Origin of the sequence: Pseudomonas sp. B19125, from assembly GCF_044218855.1 — a bacterium.
Lineage (GTDB): Bacteria > Pseudomonadota > Gammaproteobacteria > Pseudomonadales > Pseudomonadaceae > Aquipseudomonas > Aquipseudomonas edaphica.
In genome coordinates this window covers 344,005-368,165 of sequence record NZ_CP162589.1, presented here as the reverse complement: position 1 = coordinate 368,165, position 24,161 = coordinate 344,005, and the positions used below count along the sequence as shown (strand labels likewise).

Sequence of the window (24,161 nt, the reverse complement as noted above, 5' to 3'; positions counted from 1 at the left end):
ACCACATGATGAGGTGCACCTATGTCTGATCAAGATCAGGACAACCCGCGGCGTGACTTTTTACGCAAATCCTTGACCTTGATCCCGGTGGTCACGGTTGCCAGCACTGGCCTTGGCGGCTCGATGTTGATGGCCACACCGGAGCCGGTGCAGGCCGCTCCCGCCAAAACGCCCGCCAGCGACAAAGCCTACGAGCCGAGTTACTTCACGGCCGAAGAGTGGGCGTTTATCAACGCTGCCGTCGCCCGCCTGATTCCCGCGGATGCCCAAGGCCCAGGCGCCCTGGAAGCCGGCGCGCCGGAATACATCGACCGCCAGATGAACACGCCGTATGCCGCTGGCGCGCTGTGGTTCATGCAAGGCCCGTTCAACGCCGATGCGGCGCCAGAGATGGGCTGGCAGAGCAAATTGGTGCCCAAAGACATCTATCGCCTGGGCATTGCCGCCACGGATGCCTGGTCGAAGGCGTTCAACGGTAAAGCTTTTGCTGCGCAAGACAGCGCTACCCAGGATGACATGCTGCGGCGTATGGAAGCGGGCGGCGGCGAGATGACCGCGCATTTCGAGGCAGTGCCGGCGAAGATGTTTTTCAACCTGTTACTGCAAAACACCAAGGAAGGCTTCTTCTGCGACCCGATCCACGGTGGCAACAAAGGCATGGTCGGCTGGACCATGATCGGCTTCCCCGGCGCCCGCGCCGATTTCATGGACTGGGTTGAACGCAACGAGCAATACCCCTTCCCGGCTGTTTCCATTCGCGGCGAGAGGGCATAAACGTGGCGACCATCATGAAGAAAGTGGACGCGGTGATCGTGGGTTTCGGCTGGACCGGCGCGATCATGGCCAAGGAACTGACGGAAGCTGGCCTCAACGTGGTAGCGCTGGAGCGCGGCCCGATGCAGGACACCTACCCGGACGGCAACTATCCCCAGGTCATCGACGAACTGACCTACAGCGTGCGTAAAAAACTCTTTCAGGACATCTCCAAGGAGACGGTGACCATTCGCCATAGCGTGAATGACGTTGCCCTGCCCAACCGTCAGTTGGGTGCGTTCTTGCCGGGCAATGGCGTGGGTGGTGCGGGCCTGCACTGGTCGGGCGTGCATTTTCGCGTCGACCCTATCGAGTTGCGCATGCGCAGCCACTATGAAGAGCGCTACGGCAAGAACTTCATCCCCAAGGACATGACCATCCAGGACTTCGGCGTGAGCTATGAAGAGCTGGAGCCGTTTTTCGACTACGCCGAAAAAGTCTTCGGCACCTCCGGCCAAGCCTGGACCGTAAAAGGCCAGTTGGTGGGTGAAGGTCGTGGCGGCAACCCGTATGCGCCGGATCGCTCCAACCCGTTCCCGCTGGAATCGCAGAAAAACACCGTGTCTGCGCAGTTGTTTCAGAAAGCGGCTACCGACGTCGGCTACAAACCCTACAACCTGCCATCGGCCAATACGTCGGGGCCGTACACCAACCCCTACGGCGCGCAGATGGGGCCGTGCAACTTCTGCGGTTTCTGCAGTGGCTACGTGTGCTACATGTATTCCAAAGCCTCGCCGAACGTGAACATCTTGCCGGCGTTGCGTCAGGTGCCGAACTTTGAGCTGCGGGCCAATTCCCATGTGCTCAAGGTCAACCTCGACAGCACCAAGAGCAAGGCCACCGGCGTGACCTATATCGACGCCCAGGGCCGCGAGTGTGAGCAGCCGGCGGACCTGGTGATCATCGCCTCCTTCCAGTTCAACAACGTGCGCCTCATGTTGCTCTCGGGCATCGGCAAACCCTACGACCCGATTACCAATGAGGGCGTGGTGGGCCGCAACTTTGCCTACCAGAACATGGGCACCATCAAGGCCTTCTTCGACAAGGACACCCACACCAACAACTTCATCGGTGCGGGCGGCAATGGCGTGGCCATCGATGACTTCAACGCGGACAACTTCGACCACGGCCCGCACGGCTTTGTGGGCGGCTCGCCGATGTGGGTCAACCAGGCTGGCAGCCGGCCGATTGCCGGTACGTCCAACCCGCCGGGCACGCCGGCGTGGGGCAGCGCCTGGAAGCGTGCCACCGCCGACTACTACACCCACCAAGTGTCGATGGACTCCCATGGTGCGCATCAATCCTACCGGAGCAACTACCTGGATCTGGACCCGGTTTACCGCGACTCCTACGGCCTGCCGCTGCTGCGGATGACGTTCGACTGGCAGGAAAACGACATCAAGATGAACCGCTTCATGATGGAGAAAATGGGTAAGGTCGCCGCGGCGATGAACCCCAAGGCCATTGCTGTGCTGGGCAAAAAAGTCGGTGAGCAATTCAACACCGCGTCCTACCAGACCACCCACCTCAATGGCGGCGCGATCATGGGCACCGACCCGAAAACCAGTGCGTTGAACCGTTACCTGCAAAGCTGGGATGTACACAACGTGTTTGTTCCGGGTGCATCGGCTTTCCCACAAGGCCTGGGCTACAACCCGACCGGCCTGGTGGCAGCGCTGGCCTATTGGTCGGCGCGGGCGATCCGCGAGCAGTACCTGAAAAACCCCGGCCCACTGGTTCAGGCATAAGGAGCGATGACCATGAAAGCACTTGTTATCGCCAGTTTTGCCCTGTTCAGCAGCTGCTCGGTGAGCGCTGCCGAAACCGATTTGGTCAAGCAGGGCGAATACCTGGCCCGTGCCGGTGACTGCGTGGCCTGCCACACCGCGAAGGGTGGCAAACCCTTCGCCGGTGGGCTGCCGATGGAAACCCCGATCGGCGTGATCTATTCCACCAACATCACCCCGGACAAAACCGGCCTGGGCGACTACAGCTTCGAAGACTTCGACAAGGCCGTGCGCCATGGCGTCGCCAAGAACGGTAGTACGCTTTACCCGGCGATGCCGTATCCGTCCTACGCGCGTGTCAGCGACAGTGACATGCAGGCGTTGTATGCGTATTTCATGAAGGGCGTGGAGCCCGTCGCCCAGGAGAACAAGGACAGCGATATTCCCTGGCCCTTGAGCATGCGTTGGCCGTTGGCGGCGTGGCGCTGGATGTTCGCGCCGGCGGTCGAGGCGCATCAGGCGCAAGCCGCCACCGACCCGGTGGTCGCTCGCGGTGCCTATCTGGTTGAAGGCCTCGGCCATTGTGGCGCCTGCCACACCCCGCGTGCCCTTACCATGCAGGAAAAAGCCCTTAGCGCTACTGACGGCAACGCGTTCCTGTCTGGCAGTGCGCCGCTGGAAGGCTGGATCGCGAAAAGCCTGCGCGGCGACCACAAGGACGGCCTTGGCAGTTGGAGCGAGGAGCAACTGGTGCAATTCCTCAAGACTGGCCGCAGTGACCGCAGCGCAGTGTTCGGCGGCATGAGTGATGTGGTGGTGCACAGCATGCAGTACATGTCCCAGGACGACCTCACCGCGATTGCGCGATACCTCAAGAGCCTGCCGGCGGTGGACCCGAAGGACCAGCCGCATCAGTACGACAAGCAGGTGGCCGAGGCGCTGTGGAAAGGTGACGACAGCAAGCCGGGCGCGTCGGTGTATATCGACAACTGCGCGGCGTGCCACCGTACCGACGGCCATGGCTACACGCGGGTGTTCCCGGCGCTGGCGGGTAACCCGGTGTTGCAGACGGCGGACGCCACCTCGTTGATCAACATCGTGTTGAACGGCGGCACCTTGCCAGCCACCCACACGGCGCCGTCGACTTTCACCATGCCGGCGTTCGCGTGGCGCCTGTCGGACCAGGAAGTCGCGGATGTGGTCAGTTTCGTCCGTGGCAGCTGGGGCAATAAAGGCGCGCCAGTCAAAGCCAGTGACGTGGCAGACCTGCGCAAGAGCGATATGCGTACCACATCGGGTGACGATTTGGGGCAGGTAACGCAAAAGCACTGATCTTGCCCTGGCCGCCAAACGGCACTGGTCAGAAACCTCGCGCCTCGATACTGTATATAAAAACAGTATCGAGGCGTTTTCATGACTACTGCGCTGCCGCCCCGTGGCCGGGGCACGGCCACTAACCTGCACAACCGCTTTGCGCCGACCGTCAGCGTGGCCGAAGACGACGGCTGGTTCCAGGAAGTGCCGCCGACCCAGGGCACCGAAGTGCGTATCGAAACGGCCAAGAGCATCATCACCCGCAACAACTCGCCGGATTTGCCGTTCGACCGCTCCATCAACCCCTATCGCGGCTGCGAACATGGCTGCATCTACTGCTATGCGCGGCCCAGCCATGCCTATTGGGACATGTCGCCAGGGCTGGATTTCGAAACCAAACTGATTGCCAAGACCAACGCCGCCGACGTGCTGGAGCAACAGCTGTCGAAGCCAGGTTATGTCTGCGCACCGATCAACCTGGGCTCCAATACCGACCCGTACCAGCCTATCGAACGCGACTACACAATCACCCGGCAAACCCTCGAAGTGCTGCTGCGCTATCGGCACCCGGTAACCATCATCACCAAGGGTTCGCTGATCTTGCGCGACCTCGACCTGCTCACCGAGTTGGCGCGTCAGCGGCTGGTGGCGGTAATGATCAGCCTCACCAGCCTGGACGACGAACTCAAGCGTATCCTGGAGCCGCGCACGGCGGCGCCCAAGGCGCGGTTACGGGCGATTCGGGTGATGCGCGAGGCGGGTATCCCGGTGGGCGTGCTGTGCTCGCCAATGATCCCGATGATCAACGACAGCGAGCTGGAAAGCCTGCTGACCGAAGCCCACGCTGCCGGTGCGCAGAGCGCCGCCTACATGATGTTGCGCTTGCCCTTGGAAGTGGCGCCACTGTTCGAGGAGTGGCTGGCGGCGCATTACCCGCAGCGCGCGGCCCATGTGATGAGCCTGGTGCGCCAGGTGCGCGGTGGTGAGGTGTACGACAGCCGCTTCGGTGTGCGCATGCGTGGCGAGGGGCCGTTTGCTGATTTGTTGGCGCAGCGTTTCAACAAAGCGATCAAGCGGCTGGGGCTGAATCGACGGGAAGGGTTTAATCTGGATTGCACGGCGTTTTGCCCGCCGGGCAGGCAGATGGCATTGTTGTAAACTGAAGAGAACGAAGGCGCCATTGCTGTGGAAATAGTCGCGTTTTGATATCACTGAAACCCTCGTTCTAGAGCGGTTCATTCAGTTTGAGTTAAGTTTCGCCGGTTACCTTGTTCAGCGAGTGACTGGTGAGTCGACGCCTTGGTTTGTTTAGTTTTTCAACTTTTCCGATAGCCAGACGTCGAACTGACCTGAACACTCCCCTGCATTAATAAAGAGGATGAATCATGAGTGACAAGGATAAACAGCCGTTGGCTGCGTCGGCTTCAGCCACTCAGGTGGCGGAGTCTGCCGATGCAGCGTTAAAGCACATCGTTGACGGCTTTTTGCATTTCCATCACGACGTCTTCCCGCAGCAGGAAGAACTTTTCAAGAAACTCGCCACGGCCCAGAGCCCACGGGCGATGTTTATTACGTGCGCCGATTCGCGCATCGTCCCCGAGCTGATCACCCAAAGCTCTCCCGGCGATTTGTTCGTGACGCGTAATGTCGGCAACGTGGTGCCGCCCTACGGCCAGATGAACGGCGGGGTTTCCACCGCCATCGAGTACGCGGTACTCGCCCTGGGCGTACAGCACATCATCGTGTGCGGGCACTCCGATTGCGGCGCCATGCGCGCGGTACTCAACCCCGACAGCCTGGAAAAAATGCCGACGGTACGCGCGTGGTTGCGTCACGCCGAAGTCGCCAAGTCCATGGTCGAAGACAACTGCGATTGCGCCAATGAAGGCGAGAGCATGAAGGTGCTGACCGAAGAAAACGTCATCGCCCAGTTGCAGCATCTGCGTACCCACCCTTCCGTGGCCTCGCGCATGGCCAATGGTCATTTGTTCATCCATGGTTGGATCTACAACATCGAGACCAGCGAAATCCGCGCTTACGATGCGGACCAGGCGGCATTCAGACCGCTGAACGGCACCGAGCCGATTCCTTGCGCGACGCCTAGAGCGCGCTTCTAAAACACTTCCCTGCCGGGTCAAGCGGTGGCTGCCATGGATGCAGCCAGGCTTTGCCGCGCCCGGCGAATCCCTCGGGAGAGCCATCATGCGTGCTGCTCAATTGAAAGCTGTATTGCCACGGGAGCTGCTGGCCTCGGTGGTTGTGTTTCTAGTCGCCCTGCCCTTGTGCATGGGCATTGCGATTGCGTCCGGCATGCCGCCGGCCAAGGGGCTGATCACCGGGATAATCGGTGGCCTGGTAGTGGGTTGGCTGGCGGGTTCGCCACTGCAGGTCAGTGGCCCGGCGGCGGGGCTGGCGGTGTTGGTGTTCGAGTTGGTGCGCCAGCACGGGATGATGATGCTCGGGCCGATTCTGTTGCTGGCGGGTTTCCTGCAACTGGTGGCCGGGCGTTTGCGCCTGGGCTGCTGGTTCCGGGTCACGGCTCCGGCGGTGGTGTACGGCATGCTGGCGGGTATCGGCGTATTGATTGTGCTGTCGCAGGTGCATGTGATGCTCGACGGCGCGCCTAAACCTTCGGGGTTGGATAACCTGGCGGGCTTCCCGGCGGCCATGGCCGACGCGATCCCGACGCTGGGCGGCGGTCTTGGTTGGCAGGCTGGTTTGCTGGGCCTGTCGACCATGCTGGTGATGTACTGCTGGGATAAATTCCGGCCGCAAACATTGCGCTTCGTACCGGGCGCGTTGTTGGGTGTGGGCCTGGCGACGGTGACCAGCCTGGTGCTGGCGTTGCAGGTCAAGCGCGTGGAGGTGCCGGAAAACCTCGCCGACGCCATCGACTGGCTGCGCCCCAGCGACCTGCTGAACCTGGCTGATCCGCAACTGCTGATCGCCGCCTTCGCCGTGGCGTTTATTGCCAGCGCCGAAACCCTGCTTTCTGCGGCAGCGGTCGATCGGATGCACAGCGGCCAGCGCTCCGATTTCGACAAGGAATTGTCAGCTCAAGGCGTGGGCAACATGCTCTGTGGTTTGGTTGGCGCCTTGCCGATGACCGGCGTAATCGTGCGCAGCTCGGCCAACGTGCAGGCTGGCGCTACCACGCGGCTGTCGGCGATGTTCCATGGTGTGTGGCTGCTGGGCTTTGTGTTGCTGCTGTCGAGCGTGCTGCAAAGCATTCCGGTGGCGAGTTTGGCGGGCGTGCTGGTGTACACCGGGATCAAGCTGGTGGACGTCAAAGCCTTTCGCGCGCTGGGCCGTTATGGGCGGATGCCGATGTTTACCTACGCCGCTACGGCACTGGCAATCATCTTCACCGACCTGCTGACCGGCGTATTGGTGGGCTTTGGGCTCACGTTGCTGAAGCTCGCGTTTAAAGCTTCGCGATTGAAAGTCAGCCTGATCGATTTGCCCCAGGACGGTGAGATGGAGCTGCGATTGACCGGTGCCGCGACCTTCCTGAAAGTGCCTGCGCTGACTCAGGTGCTGTCGACGGTGCCTGCGGGGACCACCTTGCATGTGCCGCTGAGCAACCTGAGCTACATCGACCATTCGTGTCTGGAGTTGCTGGAAGAATGGGGCCGGGCCAATGCGGCCAAGGGCTCGACGCTGGTGATCGAGGCGCGGGGGTTGAAGCGTAGGCTCGAAGGCCGAGTGCGGACGACGGTGGGGATAGGTTCGGCGCCCGTCTGAACACCACAAAAATTGTGGGAGCCGGGCTTGCCCGCGATGGCGGTGGGTCAGCCAGCTAATGTGCTGACTGACACTCCGCCATCGCGGGCAAGCCCGGCTCCCACAGTGGTTCTATGTTCACTCGGAAAATCAGGCTGGCTGATCCAGCGATAACTCAACGCCCAGCTGCCGCGACAGGCACGGCCAGCGCTTCCACGCCGCTTCCGTTTGCGGGCTTTTCAGCTGTTCGCGATACGCCTCGACCGACTCCAGCGCAAAGCTCTCCTCGTTGAGCATTTCATCTACCGCCAAGTGCACGGCTTCATCCAACTGATTGGCAAATGTTTCACCAATCAGTTGATGGGCAATCAAGTTAGCCACAGTGGTATCCGCCGGAATCAATGGCTGGCCGAAATGCTTGATATACAGGTCGTTGACCTCTTCAACCAAGCGGTGAGCCAGGTAGGCCTCATCCAGCAAGCCGTCCAGGCCTTCATGGCCGGCCAGGATCGCAGGCGGCTGCAGGAAGAAATGCTCGGCGATTTTCAACACCGGTTTGATCTGGCTTTCGATACCGGCTTCGCGGGCCACATCGTTGGCGGCTTCGAGCAAGTCCGGAACCAGTTCGATGTAGGCGGTGACAAAGCGGGTCATGACAATGTTGCGATCACCGTCAGCCAGGGAGATGGCCGAATGCAGGTGCGGCAATTGTTTTTCCAGTTGCTGGGCAAGCTGGCCCGTAGTGGCTTCGTGTTGATGGGCACGGAAAATCTGCTCGCGCAATGCGGCGGTGTTCATGAAGGCTCCAGTGAAACAGGCGTAGGAAAAGGGAGAGGATAAGGTAGCTCGTTTATACGAGCGCCTAAGACGCATTTGTCATAATTATTTCATGGTTATGCGTGTGCGTTATATCGAAATGCCATCGTTCGTCGGATAAACGTTTGCGCGCCCGGTTTTATTGGGTCCGCCCGTCTGTTTTTGCTCATTTGCCCCTACACATTGCGGGGTCGCCCCGGCTGTCTATACTCGGATTTGTACGCAATTAGCTGATGACGCCCAACTGCATGACGCAGGCAAGGCTTGGCGGTTGTAAGCAGTATGGAAGCCGCTCCCTTCGCCGCAGGTGCAAACCGGCGGGATAACAAGAAACATAAAGGGGAACCCGCAATGACGCGACATCCACACGTTTGGATGGGCCTACTGTTGTGGTCAGTATTCGGCCAGGCGCACGCCGCCTGGACAACGAATATGGCGCCAGGGGCTACTGAAGTCAGTCACGCCGTGTTTGACCTGCACATGACCATTTTCTGGATCTGTGTGGTGATCGGCATCGTCGTGTTTGGCGCGATGTTCTGGTCGATGATCCTGCACCGCCGGTCTACGGGCCAGGTGGCGGCCAAGTTCCACGAGAGCACCACCGTGGAAATTCTCTGGACCGTAGTGCCCTTGCTGATCCTGGTGGCCATGGCCATTCCGGCGACCAAAACCCTGATCAATATCTACGACAGCAGTGAGTCGGATATCGATATCCAGGTCACCGGCTATCAGTGGAAGTGGCACTACAAGTACCTGGGCCAGGACGTGGAGTTCTTCAGCAACCTGGCCACGCCCGCCGAGCAGATCCATAACCAGGCCACCAAGGGCGAGCACTACTTGCTCGAAGTCGACCAGCCGCTGGTGCTGCCGGTGGGCGCCAAGGTGCGCTTTTTGGTGACGGCCGCCGACGTGATCCACTCCTGGTGGGTGCCGGCCTTTGCGGTCAAGCGCGATGCGATCCCCGGCTTCGTCAACGAGGCCTGGACCCGGGTCGAGAAGCCCGGCATCTACCGTGGCCAGTGCGCCGAGCTGTGCGGTAAGGATCACGGCTTCATGCCGATTGTGGTCGAGGTCAAATCCAAGGCCGACTACGACACCTGGCTGGGCGAGCGCAAGGCAGAGGCCGCCAAGCTCAAGGAGCTGACGTCCAAAGAGTGGACGCTGGACGAGCTGGTGGCCCGTGGCGACAAGGTTTACCACACCACCTGCGTGGCCTGTCACCAGGCCGAAGGCCAGGGCTTGCCGCCGATGTTCCCGGCGCTCAAAGGCTCGCCAATTGCCACCGGCGCCAAAGAAGACCACCTGCACCGCGTGTACTTCGGCAAACCCGGCACCGCCATGGCGGCGTTCGGCAAACAGCTGTCGGAAGTCGATATCGCCGCCGTGGTCACCTACGAGCGCAACGCCTGGGGCAACAACAAAGGCGACATGGTCACGCCCAAAGACGTGCTGGCTCTGAAACAGGCGGAAAGCAAATGACGGCCTCAACTGCGTATGCCCTGAACCGCACAGCCCATTCCTTTGCAGGAGAACGGCCATGAGCACTGTGATCGACCATGGTCATGCCGACCATGCCCACGGCCCCGCCAAAGGCTTGATGCGCTGGGTGCTGACCACCAACCACAAAGACATCGGCACCATGTACCTGTGGTTCGCCTTCACCATGTTTCTGCTCGGCGGTTCGTTCGCCATGGTGATCCGCGCCGAGTTGTTCCAGCCAGGCCTGCAAATCGTGCAGCCGGCGTTCTTCAACCAGATGACCACCATGCACGGCCTGATCATGGTGTTTGGCGCGGTGATGCCGGCGTTTGTCGGCCTGGCCAACTGGATGATCCCGCTGATGATCGGCGCGCCGGACATGGCCTTGCCGCGCATGAACAACTTCAGTTTCTGGCTGCTGCCGGCAGCGTTCCTGCTGCTGGTCTCGACGCTGTTCACGCCGGGCGGCGGGCCGAATTTCGGCTGGACCTTCTACGCCCCACTCTCCACCACCTACGCGCCGGAAAGCGTGACGTTCTTCATCTTTGCCATTCACCTGATGGGCATCAGCTCGATCATGGGCGCGATCAACGTGGTCGCCACCATTCTCAACCTGCGCGCGCCTGGCATGACCTTGATGAAAATGCCGCTGTTCGTATGGACCTGGCTGATTACCGCCTTCCTGCTGATCGCGGTGATGCCGGTGCTGGCCGGTTGCGTGACCATGATGTTGATGGACATCCACTTCGGCACCAGCTTTTTCAGTGCGGCCGGTGGCGGTGACCCGGTGCTGTTCCAGCATGTGTTCTGGTTCTTCGGCCACCCCGAGGTGTACATCATGATCCTGCCGGCGTTTGGCGCCGTCAGCGCGATCATCCCGACCTTCTCGCGCAAGCCGCTGTTCGGCTACACCTCGATGGTCTACGCCACGGCGAGCATCGCGTTTCTGTCGTTTATCGTGTGGGCGCACCACATGTTCGTGGTGGGTATTCCGCTGGTGGGCGAGCTGTTCTTCATGTACGCCACGCTGCTGATCGCGGTGCCCACGGGCGTGAAGGTGTTCAACTGGGTGAGCACCATGTGGCAAGGCTCGCTGACTTTCGAGACACCGATGTTGTTTGCCGTGGCTTTTGTGATTCTGTTCACCATTGGCGGTTTCTCCGGGCTGATGCTGGCAATTGCCCCGGCGGACTTCCAGTACCACGACACCTACTTTGTGGTGGCGCACTTCCATTACGTATTGGTGCCCGGGGCGATCTTCGGCATCTTCGCCTCGGCCTACTACTGGCTGCCGAAATGGACCGGCCACATGTACGACGAAACCCTGGGCAAGCTGCACTTCTGGCTGTCCTTTGTGGGCATGAACATGGCGTTCTTCCCGATGCACTTTGTCGGCCTGGCGGGCATGCCGCGCCGGGTGCCGGACTACAACCTGCAGTTCGCCGACTTCAACATGGTCTCCTCGATTGGCGCGTTCATGTTTGGCGCCACGCAGATCTTCTTCCTGTTTATCGTGATCAAGTGCATCCGTGGCGGCCCGCCGGCGCCGGCCAAGCCGTGGGATGGCGCCGAAGGCCTGGAATGGAGCATCCCCTCGCCTGCGCCGTATCACACGTTTACGACGCCGCCGGAGGTCAAGTGAACGCCTTGATGCAGGTCGACTCGGTCTCCTGTGGGAGCTGGCTTGCCTGCGATAGCGGTGTGTCAGGCACAGAATGTATTGCCTGCCAGGGCCTCATCGCAGGCAAGCCAGCTCCCACAGAAAAACCAGAAGCGGGTGAGCGCCATGCTTGAATCCGTCCCCATCAAGCGCCTGGTCACTCGCCTGCTGATCCTGGTAGTGGCCATGTTCGCCTTCGGCTTTGCCTTGGTGCCGATCTACGACGTGATGTGCAAGGCATTCGGCATCAACGGCAAGACCGCCGGGCAGTACGAAGGCGAGCAGGTGGTGGACCCCACGCGCCAAGTGCGCGTGCAATTCATGTCCACCAATGCCATCGACATGGTCTGGGAATTCCACTCCAAGGCCGATGAGGTCGTGGTCAACCCTGGCGCTGTCACCGAGATGCTGTTCGTGGCCTTCAACCCCACAGATAAACCCATGACCGCCCAGGCCGTGCCGAGTATTTCCCCGGCCGAAGCGGCGATGTATTTCCACAAGACCGAATGTTTTTGCTTCACCCAGCAAGTGCTGCAGCCAGGTCAGCGCATAGAAATGCCCGTGCGCTTTATCGTCGATCGCGCCATGCCCAAGGATGTGAAGCATTTGACTCTGGCATACACGCTGTTTGACATCACTGCGCGTCAACCGCCGGTGGCCGTCCATACCGGCGGCTAGCTACTGTTTGCCCCCTCAATCAGGAGAGCGAATACATGTCGTCTCATGATACGTACTACGTACCAGCGCAAAGCAAATGGCCAATAATTGCTACGTTTGGCATGTTGATCACGGTGTACGGCCTGGCCGTGTGGTTCAACGACCTCAAGGCGGCGCGCCCGGAATCCCACGGCCCGTGGATCTTTTTCGTCGGCGGGCTGTTGCTGGCCTACATGCTGTTCGGCTGGTTCGGCGCGGTGATCAAGGAAAGCCGCGCCGGTTTGTACAGCCCGCAGATGGACCGCTCGTTCCGCTGGGGCATGACCTGGTTCATCTTTTCCGAGGTGATGTTCTTTATCGCGTTCTTCGGCGCACTGTTTTATGTGCGGCATATGTCCGCGCCGTGGCTGGCAGGTGAAGGCTCCAAGGGCGTCGCACACATGCTGTGGCCGAACTTCGAATTTGCCTGGCCGTTGCTCAACAACCCTGACCCGAAAATGTACCCGCCGCCCGAAGGCACCATCAGCCCGTGGGGCTTGCCGCTGGTGAATACGATCTTGCTGGTCAGCTCCAGCGTGACCATCACCATTGCCCACCACGCGTTGCGCAAGGGCCATCGCGGCGCGCTGAAAATCTGGCTGGCGCTCACGGTGCTGCTGGGTTGGGCTTTTTTGGGCTTTCAGGCCGAGGAGTACATGCACGCTTACAAAGAGCTGGGCCTGACCCTTGGCTCGGGCGTGTACGGCGCGACCTTCTTCATGCTCACCGGCTTTCACGGCGCCCACGTGACCATCGGCACCATCATTCTGTTCGTGATGCTGATGCGCATCCTCAAGGGGCACTTCAATGCCGAGCACCAGTTCGGTTTTGAGGCGGCCAGTTGGTATTGGCACTTTGTGGATGTGGTGTGGATCGGCCTGTTTTTCTTCGTTTATGTGCTGTGAGGCGTTTTACCACGGTGCATGAGAGACCAACTGGCCGCTGAAAAAGCCCCAGGCGATCAAGCCTACGGTGATCGCGGCCAGTACAACACGCACGGTCAAGGCAGTGACGAGGCGGTTGGAGTTGCCCTCGTCCTTGACCAGAAAGAACAAGCCACTGAACAGGCTCACGACAGTCGCGATCAGCATCAGGGCAATGGCTGCTTTGAGCATGGTCAGGTTCCATTCGGATGGGCGGGCAATGAAAAGGCGGGCAATGAAAACAAGTATAGCCAGCGCCATAAAAGACTTTCGCCCAGGGCTCGCTCCCACGCTGGTGGTGCTTGTGCTGCTGCCGCTGATGGTGGGCCTGGGGTTCTGGCAACTGGCTCGCGGGCATGAAAAACAGCTGTTGGTGGACAGCTATGCCGAACGGCGTGTGGCTGAGCCGGTCAGCAGTGTGCAGCTCGAGGGCATGGCTGACCCGGCCTTTCGCCGGGTGCGCCTGCGCGGCCAGTTCGATGCTGAGCACAGCGTGCTGCTCGACAACCGCATGCGCGACGGCAAGGCCGGTGTTGAACTCTTGCAGCCCTTTCACGACCAGGCCAGCGGCGAATGGCTGCTACTCAATCGCGGCTGGCTGCCGTGGCCGGACCGGCGCACGCCGCCCGTGTTCACCACGCCTGAACAACCTCTGAATCTGGATGCCTGGGTGTACATCGCGCCCGGCGAAACCTTCCAACTGCACGCCGACCCCGCCACCACGCAATGGCCGCGCTTGCTGACTGCGTTGCATCCCGCCGCGCTCTGGGCGGAGTTGGGCCGCAGCGGTTTCGCCTATGAGCTACGCGCCGAACCTGGCCCCGGCACCTACGACACGACCTGGCCGGTGGTCGCCATGGGCCCGGAAAAACACTTGGGCTACGCCGTGCAGTGGTTCGCCATGGCACTGGCGTTGCTGGCGCTTTACCTCTACCTCGGATGGCATAACAAAAAGGAGAAACCCCATGGGAGCGGCCATGAATCCACCCAGCACGTCTGAGGCGCCCGACCGGCGCAAAGGCCGCTGGCAGCTGATTCTGATCCTGATGATGGTGATCGGCCCAATGGCGCTGGCCACCTTTATGTACAAGTTGCAGTTCTGGGTGCCCGACAGCCGCAGTTACCACGGCGAGATGATCGGCAACGGCCAGACCCGCGCCGACATCGGCGTGCAGGCCGATGAAGATCGCTGGCAACTGTTGGTTACCGCGCCCACCGCCTGCGCCGCTGAGTGCCAGCAACTGGTGTACCTGGCGCGCCAGCTTCAAATCAGCCTGGGCCGCGATGCCTCCCGCGCCAGCCATGCCCTGGCCAGCGCGCAGCCGGTGAGCACGGATTACGACGCCAAGCTCAAGGCCGAATACCCACAACTGCAGCGCTACCCGCTGGACCTGACCACCTTCAGTAAAAACGCGGCTGCGCCGGGTGAGGCGCAACTGTGGATCGTCGACCCGCACGGCAACCTGGTGCTGCGCTACGACGCCAAGGTCAAGGGCAAGGACTTGCTCAACGACCTGCGCTTGCTGCTGAAACTGTCGAACATCGGATAAGGGCATCGTCATGGCCAAACCTGGATTTCGCCTCGCGTTGTTTGCCACCTTGCTGGCGCTGCTGGTCGTGCTGCTCGGCGCCTACACGCGCCTGACCCACGCTGGCCTCGGCTGCCCGGACTGGCCGGGCTGCTACGGGTTTATCAGCGTGCCGCAAAGCGAAGCCCAGCTGGCGCATGCCGAGCTGCATTTTCCCGATACGCCGGTAGAAGCCGACAAGGGCTGGGCCGAGATGACCCATCGCTACTTCGCCGGCACCTTGGGCTTGCTGATCGTGCTGCTGGCGGCGCGCTCGTGGAGCCATCGGCGTGATCCGGGGCAGCCAGTGAAACTGCCGCTGTTTGTGTTGGCGGTGTTGTTTGCCCAGGCGGCGTTCGGTATGTGGACGGTGACGCTGAAGTTGTGGCCGCAAGTGGTCACGGGGCATTTGCTTGGCGGCTTTGCAACCTTGAGCCTGCTGTTTCTGCTCACCTTGCGACTGTCCGGCGTGTTGCCCGCTTTGATCGTGCCCAAGCGCCTGCAATATTGGGCCACGGCGGGCCTGGTGCTGGTGATCGGGCAGATCGCGCTGGGCGGTTGGGTCAGTTCAAACTACGCGGCGGTGGCCTGTGTCGACCTGCCGACGTGTCATGGCGAGTGGTGGCCGGCGGCGGACTTTGCCAACGGGTTTCACCTCACCCAGCATATCGGCCCCAATTACCTCGGCGGCCAGCTCGACAGTGAGGCGCGCACGGCCATCCACCTGACCCATCGCATCGGCGCGGTGCTGGTGACGCTGGTGCTGCTGGGGCTGGCCTGGCAATTGCGCGCCGTGGGCATGACGCGGCTGTCGGGCCTGCTGCTGATCGCCCTCGCGGCGCAAATCTGCCTGGGCGTGAGCAATGTGGCGTTCGGCTTGCCGCTGCCGGTGGCGGTCGGGCACAACGCCGGTGGGGCGGGGTTATTGCTGACGCTGGTGCTGGTCAACTACCACGCCCGTACCAGCCTGGTCCGGGTGCGCAATCAGTTGCCGTTTGGCTGGCGTTTTATCCCGCGCAAACACGTATCGGGCCTCATCACCCTTAAAGGAGAGATGCCATGGCGACCTTGATCGGCGCGCGTCACGATCGGGCGATCTGGCGGGATTACCTGGAGCTGACCAAGCCGAAAGTGGTGGTGCTGATGCTCATCACCTCCTTGGTGGGCATGTTCCTCGCGACCCGCGCCGGGGTGCCGTGGACGGTGCTGGTGTTCGGCAATTTGGGCATTGCCCTGTGCGCCGGAGGTGCGGCGGCGGTCAACCATGTGGTGGATCGGCGCATCGATGCGGTGATGGCGCGCACGCATAAACGGCCGTTGGCAGAAGGGCGCGTGTCGCCCGTGGCGGCATTGGCGTTTGCATTGTTTCTGGCTGTTGCAGGTTTGGCCTTGTTGCTGGCGTTCACCAACCCTTTGGCGGCCTGGCTCACGTTGGCCTCATTGCTGGGTTACGCGGTGATCTACACCGGTTTTCTCAAGCGTGCCACGCCACAAAATATCGTGATCGGCGGCCTGGCCGGTGCGGCGCCGCCGCTGCTCGGCTGGGTCGCGGTTACCGGGCATGTCAGCGCCGAGCCGCTGCTGCTGGTGCTGATCATCTTCGCCTGGACCCCGCCGCACTTCTGGGCCCTGGCCATTCACCGCAAAGAGGAATACGCCAAGGCCGATATCCCGATGCTGCCGGTCACCCACGGCGAGCACTACACCAAGGTGCATATCCTGCTCTACACCTTCGCCCTGCTGGCGGTGAGCTTCATGCCCTATGTGATCCATATGAGCGGCCTGCTGTACCTGGCGTGTGCGCTGGTATTGGGCGGGCGCTTTCTGCAATGGGCCTGGGTGCTGTACCGTGGCAGCAAGCCGCACGCGGCGATCAACACCTTCAAGTACTCTATCTGGTACTTGCTGCTGCTGTTTATCGCGCTGCTCGTCGACCACTACCTATTGTTGAACCTATGACTCGAACTCAAAAAACCGTCTTCATCCTGGTGGCCATCGTCGCGTTGATCATGGGCCTGACCGTTAACAAAGTGCTCAGCGGCAAAGGCCAGGGCGACCCTACCGCGCTGATCGACGCCGGCATTATCCTGCTGCCGCAAAGCCGCCAGCTGCCGCCGGTGACCATGACCAATCAGGACGGCCAGCCGGTGGTGGTCAACGAGCTGAAAGGCAAATGGAGCCTGCTGTTCTTCGGTTACACCTTCTGCCCCGACATCTGCCCGACCACCCTCGCGCAACTGCGCCAGATCAAGAGCGAGCTGCCTAAAGAGGCGGTGGATAAGTTGCAGGTGATCCTGGTCAGCGTTGACCCGAACCGCGACACGCCGACCCAGCTCAAGCAGTACCTGGGCTACTTCGACCCGCAATTCGAAGGCCTGACCGGCGCGAATGTAGCGGATGTGCAGAAGGTCTCGAATGCGGTGAGCATTCCGTTTATTCCGGCCGATACCAGCAAGCCCAACTACACCGTGGACCACAGCGGCAACCTGGCGCTGATCGGCCCGGACGGCACGCAGCGTGGGTTTATTCGTGCGCCGTTGAATAATCAAAAGCTGGTGGCGCAGTTGCCAGGTTTGCTACAGCGCAAGTAGGCCAATCACCAAGCTAACCAACAACACAAATAACCTGTGGGAGCTGGCTTGCCTGCGATAGCGGTGGGCCTGCTTGCATCTCAGTTGCTGACCCACCGCCATCGCAGGCAAGCCAGCTCCCACAGTGGTTTTGTGCAAGGTTTGAACAGGGTGTCGTCGGAGATTTCCCACGTGTTGTCGCGCTGTGCGTGAACTTGTTGGACGGTCTTGGGGTGGCTAGTCTTTGGCCTGTCGCTGCAAATTCAGTGACAGGGCGTAGGAACCCTTTTATGTACCCTTGGCGTCATAGCGCCACCGTCTGATTGCGGCGTTTTTTTTGTGCCCGTACTATCAGTCGCGGCGGCTATGCGCGGGCACGTTTCGACGTGGCTGAGATCCCTGGGTACTCGGTTCCTACCCCGCGTATGGCTGCCACCCATGCCCGTAGGAAGGCTGTTGGCAGCTCCTGTTCATACCCGGAGTTGTCCCAATGCAATCACTTACCCCTGATCCACCGATCACACCCAAAGTCTTCACCCGCCACCATCACCAGCTGCACGCTGTGTTGATAGACAACCAGCCATGGTTCAGCGCCTGCGACATCGGCCACCTGATGGGCCTGCACCTGAACCCTGCGTTACTGCGCAAGCTCGATCCCGACCAACAACTCACCCTGCCGCTGATCACTCATGGCCACTGTGCGCCGACGTTGATGGTCAGTGAGTCTGGCGTCTACGCGCTGCTTATCTACCACTACTACCCGGAGAATCGGTGCCTGCGCCAATGGTTGACCCATGAGGTGGTGCCAGCCCTGCGCTGACAGCAAAAGCCACACAAAGCTGGTGGCAGAGTTGCCGGTTTTGCTCCAGCGCAAATGATCGTTCCCACGCTCTGCGTGGGAATGCCTCCTGTGACGCTCTGCGTCACGGCCTCAGAAGCGGGACGCAGAGCGTCCCGGGCTGCATTCCCACGCGGAGCGTGGGAACGATCACAACACAAAACAAATGTGGGAGCTGGCTTGCCTGCGATAGCGGCAGGCCAGTCAACATCTTCGGTGACTGACACTCTGCTATCGCGGGCAAGCCAGCTCCCACATTAGGTTTACGGTGTAGCTCTGGATCAGAACGCCGGCAGAATCGCGCCTTTGTACTTCTCAAGAATGAACGCTTTCACTTCTGGCGTGTGCAGGGCTGCAACCAGCTTCTTCACCGCGTCCGAATCCTTGTTGTCGTCGCGGGTCACCAGGATGTTCACGTAAGGCGAGTCGTTGCCTTCGATCACCAGCGCATCCTTGGATGGATCCAGCTTGGCTTCCAGGGCGTAGTTGGTGTTGATCAGCGCCAGGTCGACCTGGGTCAGCACGCGCGGTAGGGTGGCGGCTTCCAGTTCGCGGAATTTCAGGTTTTTTGGGTTGCCGCTGATGTCCTTGATGGTCGACAGGATGTTGGTCGGGTCCTTCAGGGTGATCAGGTTGTGCTTGGCCAGCAGCAGCAGGGCGCGACCGCCGTTGGTGGCGTCGTTAGGGATCACGACGTTGGCGCCGCTTGGCAGGTCTTCCAGCTTTTTGTACTTGCTGGAGTAGGCGCCCAGTGGCTCCAGGTGTACCGCGGCAACGCTTACCAGGTGAGTGCCCTTGGTTTTGTTGAACTCATCCAGGTACGGCTGGTGCTGGAAGAAGTTGGCGTCCAGGCGCTTTTCAGCCACTTGTACGTTCGGCTGCACGTAGTCGGTGAAGACTTTGACCTGCAAATTAACGCCTTCTTTGGCGAGTACAGGTTTCACGAATTCGAGGATTTCCGCGTGGGGCACCGGCGATGCAGCGACTGTAATAGTCTCGGCAGCGTGGGCAGAAAACGCGGCAACGGCGGCGAAAGCAACCAGTAGTTTTTTCATCCAACAAGCTCCTTGTTCGGGCATGTGCCGGCGGGGGCCGGCAATGGCCGTTATTTTCGAGAGTAGTGTGTCACCAGCTTATCGCCGATGGTTTGCAGAATCTGTACCAGCACAATCAACATCACCACGGTGACGACCATCACGTCGTCCTGGAAACGTTGGTAACCATAGCGGATCGCCAGGTCGCCCAGCCCGCCAGCACCCACGACGCCTGCCATGGCGGTGTAACCCACCAGAGCAATAGCGGTGACGGTGATGGCCGCAATGATGCCGGGTTTAGCCTCTGGCAGCAGTGCCTTGGTGATGATCTGCCGAGTGGTGGCGCCCATGGCTTGAGTCGCCTCGATGATGCCGCGATCCACCTCGCGCAATGCGGTTTCCACCAGGCGCGCGAAGAACGTCGAAGCGCCCACCACCAAAGGTGGAATCGCGCCGGCCACACCGAGCGAAGTGCCGGTGATAAAGATCGTCGTAGGGATCATCACAATCAGCAGAATGATAAACGGCAGAGAGCGTATGGCGTTGACGATAAATGCCAGCACGCCATAGGTGGCTTTCTGCTCGAGCAACTGACGTGGGCTGAACAGAAACAGCAGAACGCCCAGCGGCAAGCCAACCAGTACGGTGAACACCAGCGAGGTGCTGAGCATCAGCATGGTGTCGCCGGTGGCAACCCAGATGTCGGCCCAGTCAACTTTGTCGAAGTAATGCAGTAACACGTCCATTAACGCAGGACCTCCATATGCACATCGGCTGCGGTAAAGCGGGCGAAGGCCGCTTCCATGTCACCGCCGGTGATGGCCAGGGTCAGTTGCCCGTAGGGGGTATCTTTGATGTGGTCGATGCGACCGGCAAGGATGCTGTAGTCCACTCCCGTTTCGCGGGCGACGGTCCCCAGCAATGGCGCGTAGGTCGCTTCGCCCTGGAACGTCAGGCGCACGATGCGGCCCGGTACATGGGCAAACACATCACGCTGCTCGCCTTCATCGACTTGCTCGGCTTCTTGCACAAAGCGCTTGGTGGTCGGGTGCTTGGGGTGCAGGAACACCTCGGCCACCGAGCCTTGCTCGACGATCACGCCGGCGTCCATCACGGCGACCTGGTCGCACACGCGGCGGATCACGTCCATTTCATGGGTGATCAGCACGATGGTCAGCTTCAACTCGCGGTTGATCTCGGCCAACAATTTGAGCACCGAGGCGGTGGTCTGCGGGTCGAGGGCGCTGGTGGCTTCGTCGCACAGCAGAATTTTTGGCTTGGTCGCCAGGGCGCGGGCGATGCCGACGCGCTGCTTCTGGCCGCCGGACAACTGCGCCGGGTACTTCTTGGCATGGTCCGACAGGCCCACGCGGGCGAGCAGTTCAGCCACGCGCAGGTCGATGTCTTTACGCGACAACTCGCCGGCCAGGGTCAGTGGCAGCGCCACGTTGTCGGCAACGGTCTTGGACGCCAGCAGGTTGAAGTGCTGGAAGATCATCCCGACTTGCTGGCGAAAACGGCGCAGGCCGTTGGCGTCCAGGGCGGTGACTTCCTCACCGTCGACGTTGATCTGACCGCCGCTTGGTTGTTCCAGGCGATTGATCAGGCGCAGCAGGGTACTTTTGCCCGCACCGGAGTGGCCAATCAGGCCGAACACCTGGCCGTTTTCGACGCGCAGGCTGGTGGGGTGCAGGGCGGGGATTTCCTTACCGGCGACGCGGTAGGTTTTATGGACGTTATGAAACTCGATCACGTAGCGAACCTTGTGGGGCGCATTGAAAAGGGATCAGCGGTTAGCCGGGCGCGCATTTTAGCCTGTCCGTATAGCGTTTCTTAGCATTTATTTCGCATTCAACCAGCGATTTGGCAATAACGCGATCAAAGGTCATAAAAAAGGAACGGCCCAAAACCCCATCAGTCACTACTTAAGCAACTCAATTTCCCAGGTGCCGTGCCTGGGGGTTTGCTCAAACGAGCCGGGGACCGCTCTGGCCACTTTGAATAAGGAGTTTTGACTGATGAGTACCAAGAAGCCAGCCACCCCGCCTAAGAGTGAGCTTGCGGGCACCGATACCCTGGACCGTGGCAACACCAACGCCAAGCTGCAGGCCCTGGAAGAATTTCGCTCCGATGCGACCGGCCAGGCGCTGCGCACCAACCAAGGCGTAAAGATTTCCGATAACCAGAACACCCTCAAAGTCGGCGCCCGTGGCCCCTCGCTGCTGGAAGACTTCATCATGCGTGAAAAAATCACGCACTTTGACCATGAGCGTATCCCGGAGCGCATCGTGCATGCCCGTGGCACTGGCGCCCATGGTTATTTCCAGACCTATAAGAACCATTCTGCGCTGAGCAAGGCCGGGTTCCTGCGTAACCCGGAGCATAAAACCCCGGTGTTCGTGCGCTTCTCCACCGTGCAAGGCCCGCGTGGTTCGGGCGATACCGTGCGTGACGTACGCGGCTTTGCCGTGAAGTTCTTCACCGACGAAGGCAACTTCGACCTGGTGGGCAACAACATGCCGATCTTCTTCATCCAGGATGCGATCAAGTTTCCGGACTTTGTGCATGCGGTAAAACCTGAGCCACATAACGAGATTCCTACCGGTGGCTCGGCCCACGATACGTTCTGGGATTTCGTCTCGCTGCAGCCGGAATCGGCGCATATGGTGCTGTGGGCCATGTCTGACCGTGCCATTCCAAAAAGCCTGCGTTCCATGCAGGGTTTTGGTATTCACACCTTCCGGTTGATCAATACCGAAGGCAAGTCCAGCTTTGTGAAATTCCATTGGCACCCGAAAGTCGGCACCTGCTCGCTGGTGTGGGACGAAGCGCAAAAGCTTGCCGGTAAAGACACCGACCACCACCGTCGCGACCTGTGGGAAGCGATCGAGGGCGGCGACTACCCTGAGTGGGAGTTGGGCGTGCAAATCGTTGCCGAAGAGGACGAACACAAGTTCGACTTCGACCTGCTTGACCCGACCAAGATCATCCCCGAAGAGCTGGTGCCGATAACCCCGCTAGGCAAAATGGTGCTTAACCGCAACCCGGACAACTTCTTTGCCGAGGTCGAGCAGGTCGCCTTTTGCCCAGGCCATATCGTGCCGGGTATCGACTTCACCAACGACCCGCTGCTGCAAGGCCGTCTGTTTTCCTACACCGATACGCAGATCAGCCGACTCGGTGGCCCGAATTTTCATGAGCTGCCGATTAACCGGCCGGTCACGCCTTTCCATAACGGCCAGCGTGATGCCCAGCACCGCACCGTGATCGATAAGGGCCGTGCGTCCTACGAGCCGAACTCGATTGATGGCGGTTGGCCCAAAGAAACGCCAGCGGCGGCTCAGGATGGCGGGTTCGAGACTTATTACGAGCGCGTTGACGCCAACAAGGTACGTGAGCGCAGTGAGTCGTTTGGTGACCACTTCTCGCAAGCCACGCTGTTTTTCCACAGCATGAGCCACCACGAGAAAGAGCACATCATCGCGGCCTACAGCTTCGAGTTGGGCAAGGTGGAGCGTGAGTTTATCCGCGCGCGTCAGGTCAACGAGATTCTGGCCAATATCGACCTGGAGTTGGCCAAGCGCGTTGCGCAGAACCTCGGCCTGCCGGCGCCGACCAAAGGCACGGTACCGCCGCGCAAGACGTCGCTGAAAGAGTCGCCGGCGTTGAGCCAGGTGAACCTGCTGTCGGGCGACATCAAAACACGCAAAGTCGCAATTCTTGCGGCTAACGGTGTGGATGGCGCAGCGATTGCGGCGTTGAAGAAAGCGCTGGCCGCCGAAGGTGCGCATGCCAAGGTGCTGGGGCCGACGTCGGCACCGGTGAAGACTGCGGATGGCAAGAGCCTGCCGGTGGATGCGTCGATGGAAGGCATGCCGTCGGTGGCGTTTGATGCGGTGTTCGTGCCGGGCGGTAAAGAGTCGATCAAGGCCTTGAGTGGCGACGGCGTGGCTTTGCACTTCCTGTTGGAGGCGTACAAGCATCTGAAGGCGATTGCGCTTGCCAGTGATGCCAAGCCGTTGCTGGAGCAGCTTAAGCTGGAGGCGGATGCGGGGTTGATCGTGGGAGCGGATGCCAAGGCGTTCAAGGCATTCTTTGCGGCGATTGCGCAGCATCGGGTGTGGGCGCGGGAGCCTAAGGCCAAGGCGATTCCGGCTTAAGCTTTTGGGTGTTTGTTAGACCGCTATCGCAGGCAAGCCAGCTCCCACATTTGACTGTATTCACAGTTCAAAAGGTGGGAGCTGGCTTGCCTGCGATGGCTTTACTCGGTTTTGCGCGGAATCAACACAACCTGCGCCGGGATGTGTTTCACAATCTGCCGGTGAATCTTCAGGTCATACGCCGAATCAATGCGCTTCACCCGTTTGGTCAGCAGTGTGGCCAGCCATGGGTAATCCTGGGTGCGCGGCGCCTGAATGGTCACGTCGCACTGGTAATTCACCACATCGGTGGCGATCGCATCCAACTGATGGCGAAGTTCTTCAATATCGGTGAGGTTCAACGCAACCGTGGTGCTTTGAGCCGCCGGGTCGATGACCTTGGCGGGTGGCTTGGCCTCGGCAGCTTTCAAGGCGGCTTCGGCTTTATCCAGCTCGGCTTTGCGGGCGTGGCTGATGGCGCTGTTGACGCCGCCAGTAAGCGCCGGAGCCTTGGGCATCAAGGCGCGTGCGCGGCTTAACGCCGTAGCGGCGGCATTTACATCACCTTTTTGCAATACGATCTGGCTGCGTTGCAAGTAGGCTTCGGCCAATTGGCGCTGGTAGGTTTCCAGGGCTGGGTCGTTGGGCGACTGGGCCTGTAATGCGGCCAGCTCGTCTTCGGCGGTGGCCAGTTCACTGCTGGCCAGGTTTTGCTCCAGCTGCGCGATGGCCGCAGCACGCGGGTCCTGCGCCTCGGGGGCGGCGGGCGGTGTGCTTTGGCAGGCGCCCAGCAGCAGGGAAAATGCGGCAAGGAGCAGATAACGGGAGTTGAACGGCTTCATTCCTGCGACTCTCTATTTG

At 60.5% G+C, this 24,161-nt stretch carries 22 protein-coding genes and 1 pseudogene; 17 read left to right on the top strand and 6 right to left on the bottom strand.

Features of this window, described 5'->3' with window-relative positions; translation table 11 throughout:
* Nucleotides 1-21 precede the first annotated feature (21 nt).
* The 6 genes from AB4P96_RS01560 to AB4P96_RS01535 all read left to right on the top strand — a co-directional run bounded on the left by AB4P96_RS01560 (nucleotide 22) and on the right by AB4P96_RS01535 (nucleotide 7,598).
* Nucleotides 22-774: a gluconate 2-dehydrogenase subunit 3 family protein gene (locus AB4P96_RS01560; protein WP_017137910.1), complete on the top strand. Its 753-nt coding sequence runs from the start codon at nucleotides 22-24 to the stop codon at nucleotides 772-774.
* Between the two features lie 2 nt (nucleotides 775-776).
* On the top strand, nucleotides 777-2,561 hold the full coding sequence (locus AB4P96_RS01555) for a GMC family oxidoreductase (protein ID WP_017137909.1): 1,785 nt from the start codon (nucleotides 777-779) through the stop codon (nucleotides 2,559-2,561).
* Nucleotides 2,562-2,573: 12 nt separating this feature from the next.
* Nucleotides 2,574-3,872, top strand: a complete 1,299-nt coding sequence (locus AB4P96_RS01550) for a cytochrome c (protein ID WP_026013769.1) — start codon at nucleotides 2,574-2,576, stop codon at nucleotides 3,870-3,872.
* Nucleotides 3,873-3,953: 81 nt separating this feature from the next.
* Complete coding sequence (locus AB4P96_RS01545) at nucleotides 3,954-5,012, top strand: PA0069 family radical SAM protein (protein WP_099550169.1); 1,059 nt, start codon at nucleotides 3,954-3,956, stop codon at nucleotides 5,010-5,012.
* A gap of 227 nt (nucleotides 5,013-5,239) precedes the next feature.
* Entirely contained in the window at nucleotides 5,240-5,971 is a 732-nt protein-coding gene (locus AB4P96_RS01540) for a carbonic anhydrase (RefSeq protein ID WP_017137905.1), read from the top strand.
* 85 nt (nucleotides 5,972-6,056) lie between these two features.
* Nucleotides 6,057-7,598: a SulP family inorganic anion transporter gene (locus AB4P96_RS01535; protein WP_099550168.1), complete on the top strand. Its 1,542-nt coding sequence runs from the start codon at nucleotides 6,057-6,059 to the stop codon at nucleotides 7,596-7,598.
* Between the two features lie 129 nt (nucleotides 7,599-7,727).
* Here the strand turns inward: AB4P96_RS01535 and AB4P96_RS01530 are convergent, their stop codons facing one another.
* On the bottom strand, nucleotides 7,728-8,375 hold the full coding sequence (locus tag AB4P96_RS01530; protein ID WP_017137903.1) for a hypothetical protein: 648 nt from the start codon (nucleotides 8,373-8,375) through the stop codon (nucleotides 7,728-7,730).
* 369 nt (nucleotides 8,376-8,744) lie between these two features.
* Here AB4P96_RS01530 and coxB point away from each other — a divergent pair, with 369 nt between their 5' ends.
* The 4 genes from coxB to AB4P96_RS01510 all read left to right on the top strand — a co-directional run bounded on the left by coxB (nucleotide 8,745) and on the right by AB4P96_RS01510 (nucleotide 13,133).
* Entirely contained in the window at nucleotides 8,745-9,872 is a 1,128-nt protein-coding gene (gene coxB, locus AB4P96_RS01525; RefSeq protein WP_017137902.1) for a cytochrome c oxidase subunit II, read from the top strand.
* 58 nt (nucleotides 9,873-9,930) lie between these two features.
* Nucleotides 9,931-11,514: a cytochrome c oxidase subunit I gene (ctaD, locus tag AB4P96_RS01520; protein ID WP_395600444.1), complete on the top strand. Its 1,584-nt coding sequence runs from the start codon at nucleotides 9,931-9,933 to the stop codon at nucleotides 11,512-11,514.
* A gap of 144 nt (nucleotides 11,515-11,658) precedes the next feature.
* Nucleotides 11,659-12,210, top strand: coding sequence for a cytochrome c oxidase assembly protein (locus tag AB4P96_RS01515; RefSeq protein ID WP_170040734.1), 552 nt, complete (start codon nucleotides 11,659-11,661; stop codon nucleotides 12,208-12,210).
* Nucleotides 12,211-12,245: 35 nt separating this feature from the next.
* A complete protein-coding gene (locus AB4P96_RS01510) occupies nucleotides 12,246-13,133 on the top strand; it encodes a cytochrome c oxidase subunit 3 (protein ID WP_017137899.1) in 888 nt (295 codons plus the stop codon).
* A 6-nt stretch (nucleotides 13,134-13,139) separates the two neighbouring features.
* Here AB4P96_RS01510 and AB4P96_RS01505 read toward each other — a convergent pair whose 3' ends face one another.
* Nucleotides 13,140-13,343 (bottom strand): twin transmembrane helix small protein, encoded by a 204-nt coding sequence (locus AB4P96_RS01505; RefSeq protein WP_016969525.1) that lies wholly within the window; start codon nucleotides 13,341-13,343, stop codon nucleotides 13,140-13,142.
* Between the two features lie 43 nt (nucleotides 13,344-13,386).
* Between AB4P96_RS01505 and AB4P96_RS01500 the strand changes: the two genes are divergently transcribed.
* The 6 genes and pseudogenes from AB4P96_RS01500 to AB4P96_RS01475 form a co-directional block, all read left to right on the top strand.
* Nucleotides 13,387-14,151 (top strand): SURF1 family protein, encoded by a 765-nt coding sequence (locus AB4P96_RS01500; protein WP_017137897.1) that lies wholly within the window; start codon nucleotides 13,387-13,389, stop codon nucleotides 14,149-14,151.
* Entirely contained in the window at nucleotides 14,117-14,701 is a 585-nt protein-coding gene (locus AB4P96_RS01495; protein ID WP_017137896.1) for a hypothetical protein, read from the top strand. Before AB4P96_RS01500 ends, AB4P96_RS01495 begins: the two co-directional genes overlap by 35 nt.
* Before the next feature lie 10 nt (nucleotides 14,702-14,711).
* On the top strand, nucleotides 14,712-15,791 hold the full coding sequence (locus AB4P96_RS01490; RefSeq protein ID WP_169987960.1) for a heme A synthase: 1,080 nt from the start codon (nucleotides 14,712-14,714) through the stop codon (nucleotides 15,789-15,791).
* The gene (gene cyoE / locus AB4P96_RS01485) at nucleotides 15,779-16,678 is read left to right on the top strand and encodes a heme o synthase (RefSeq protein WP_017137894.1); all 900 of its coding nucleotides are present in this window, start codon (nucleotides 15,779-15,781) and stop codon (nucleotides 16,676-16,678) included. Before AB4P96_RS01490 ends, cyoE begins: the two co-directional genes overlap by 13 nt.
* Nucleotides 16,675-17,310, top strand: a complete 636-nt coding sequence (locus AB4P96_RS01480) for an SCO family protein (RefSeq protein WP_017137893.1) — start codon at nucleotides 16,675-16,677, stop codon at nucleotides 17,308-17,310. Before cyoE ends, AB4P96_RS01480 begins: the two co-directional genes overlap by 4 nt.
* A 469-nt stretch (nucleotides 17,311-17,779) precedes the next feature.
* Nucleotides 17,780-18,106, top strand: a pseudogene (locus tag AB4P96_RS01475) (Bro-N domain-containing protein); the annotation flags it as partial.
* Nucleotides 18,107-18,408: 302 nt separating this feature from the next.
* Here AB4P96_RS01475 and AB4P96_RS01470 read toward each other — a convergent pair.
* From AB4P96_RS01470 to AB4P96_RS01460, 3 genes are read right to left on the bottom strand one after another with little or no spacing between them, the layout of a single operon-like run.
* Nucleotides 18,409-19,182: a MetQ/NlpA family ABC transporter substrate-binding protein gene (locus AB4P96_RS01470; protein ID WP_017139105.1), complete on the bottom strand. Its 774-nt coding sequence runs from the start codon at nucleotides 19,180-19,182 to the stop codon at nucleotides 18,409-18,411.
* Nucleotides 19,183-19,232: 50 nt separating this feature from the next.
* Nucleotides 19,233-19,907 (bottom strand): methionine ABC transporter permease, encoded by a 675-nt coding sequence (locus tag AB4P96_RS01465; protein WP_017139104.1) that lies wholly within the window; start codon nucleotides 19,905-19,907, stop codon nucleotides 19,233-19,235.
* Complete coding sequence (locus AB4P96_RS01460; protein WP_017139103.1) at nucleotides 19,907-20,914, bottom strand: methionine ABC transporter ATP-binding protein; 1,008 nt, start codon at nucleotides 20,912-20,914, stop codon at nucleotides 19,907-19,909. Before AB4P96_RS01460 ends, AB4P96_RS01465 begins: the two co-directional genes overlap by 1 nt.
* A gap of 265 nt (nucleotides 20,915-21,179) precedes the next feature.
* On the opposite strand from AB4P96_RS01460, the gene katE reads away from it, so the two are divergent.
* The gene (gene katE, locus AB4P96_RS01455) at nucleotides 21,180-23,321 is read left to right on the top strand and encodes a catalase HPII (protein WP_017139102.1); all 2,142 of its coding nucleotides are present in this window, start codon (nucleotides 21,180-21,182) and stop codon (nucleotides 23,319-23,321) included.
* A gap of 101 nt (nucleotides 23,322-23,422) precedes the next feature.
* On the opposite strand, the gene AB4P96_RS01450 is transcribed toward katE, so the two are convergent.
* Nucleotides 23,423-24,142: a PA5502 family lipoprotein gene (locus AB4P96_RS01450; protein WP_017139101.1), complete on the bottom strand. Its 720-nt coding sequence runs from the start codon at nucleotides 24,140-24,142 to the stop codon at nucleotides 23,423-23,425.
* Nucleotides 24,143-24,161: the final 19 nt, after the last annotated feature.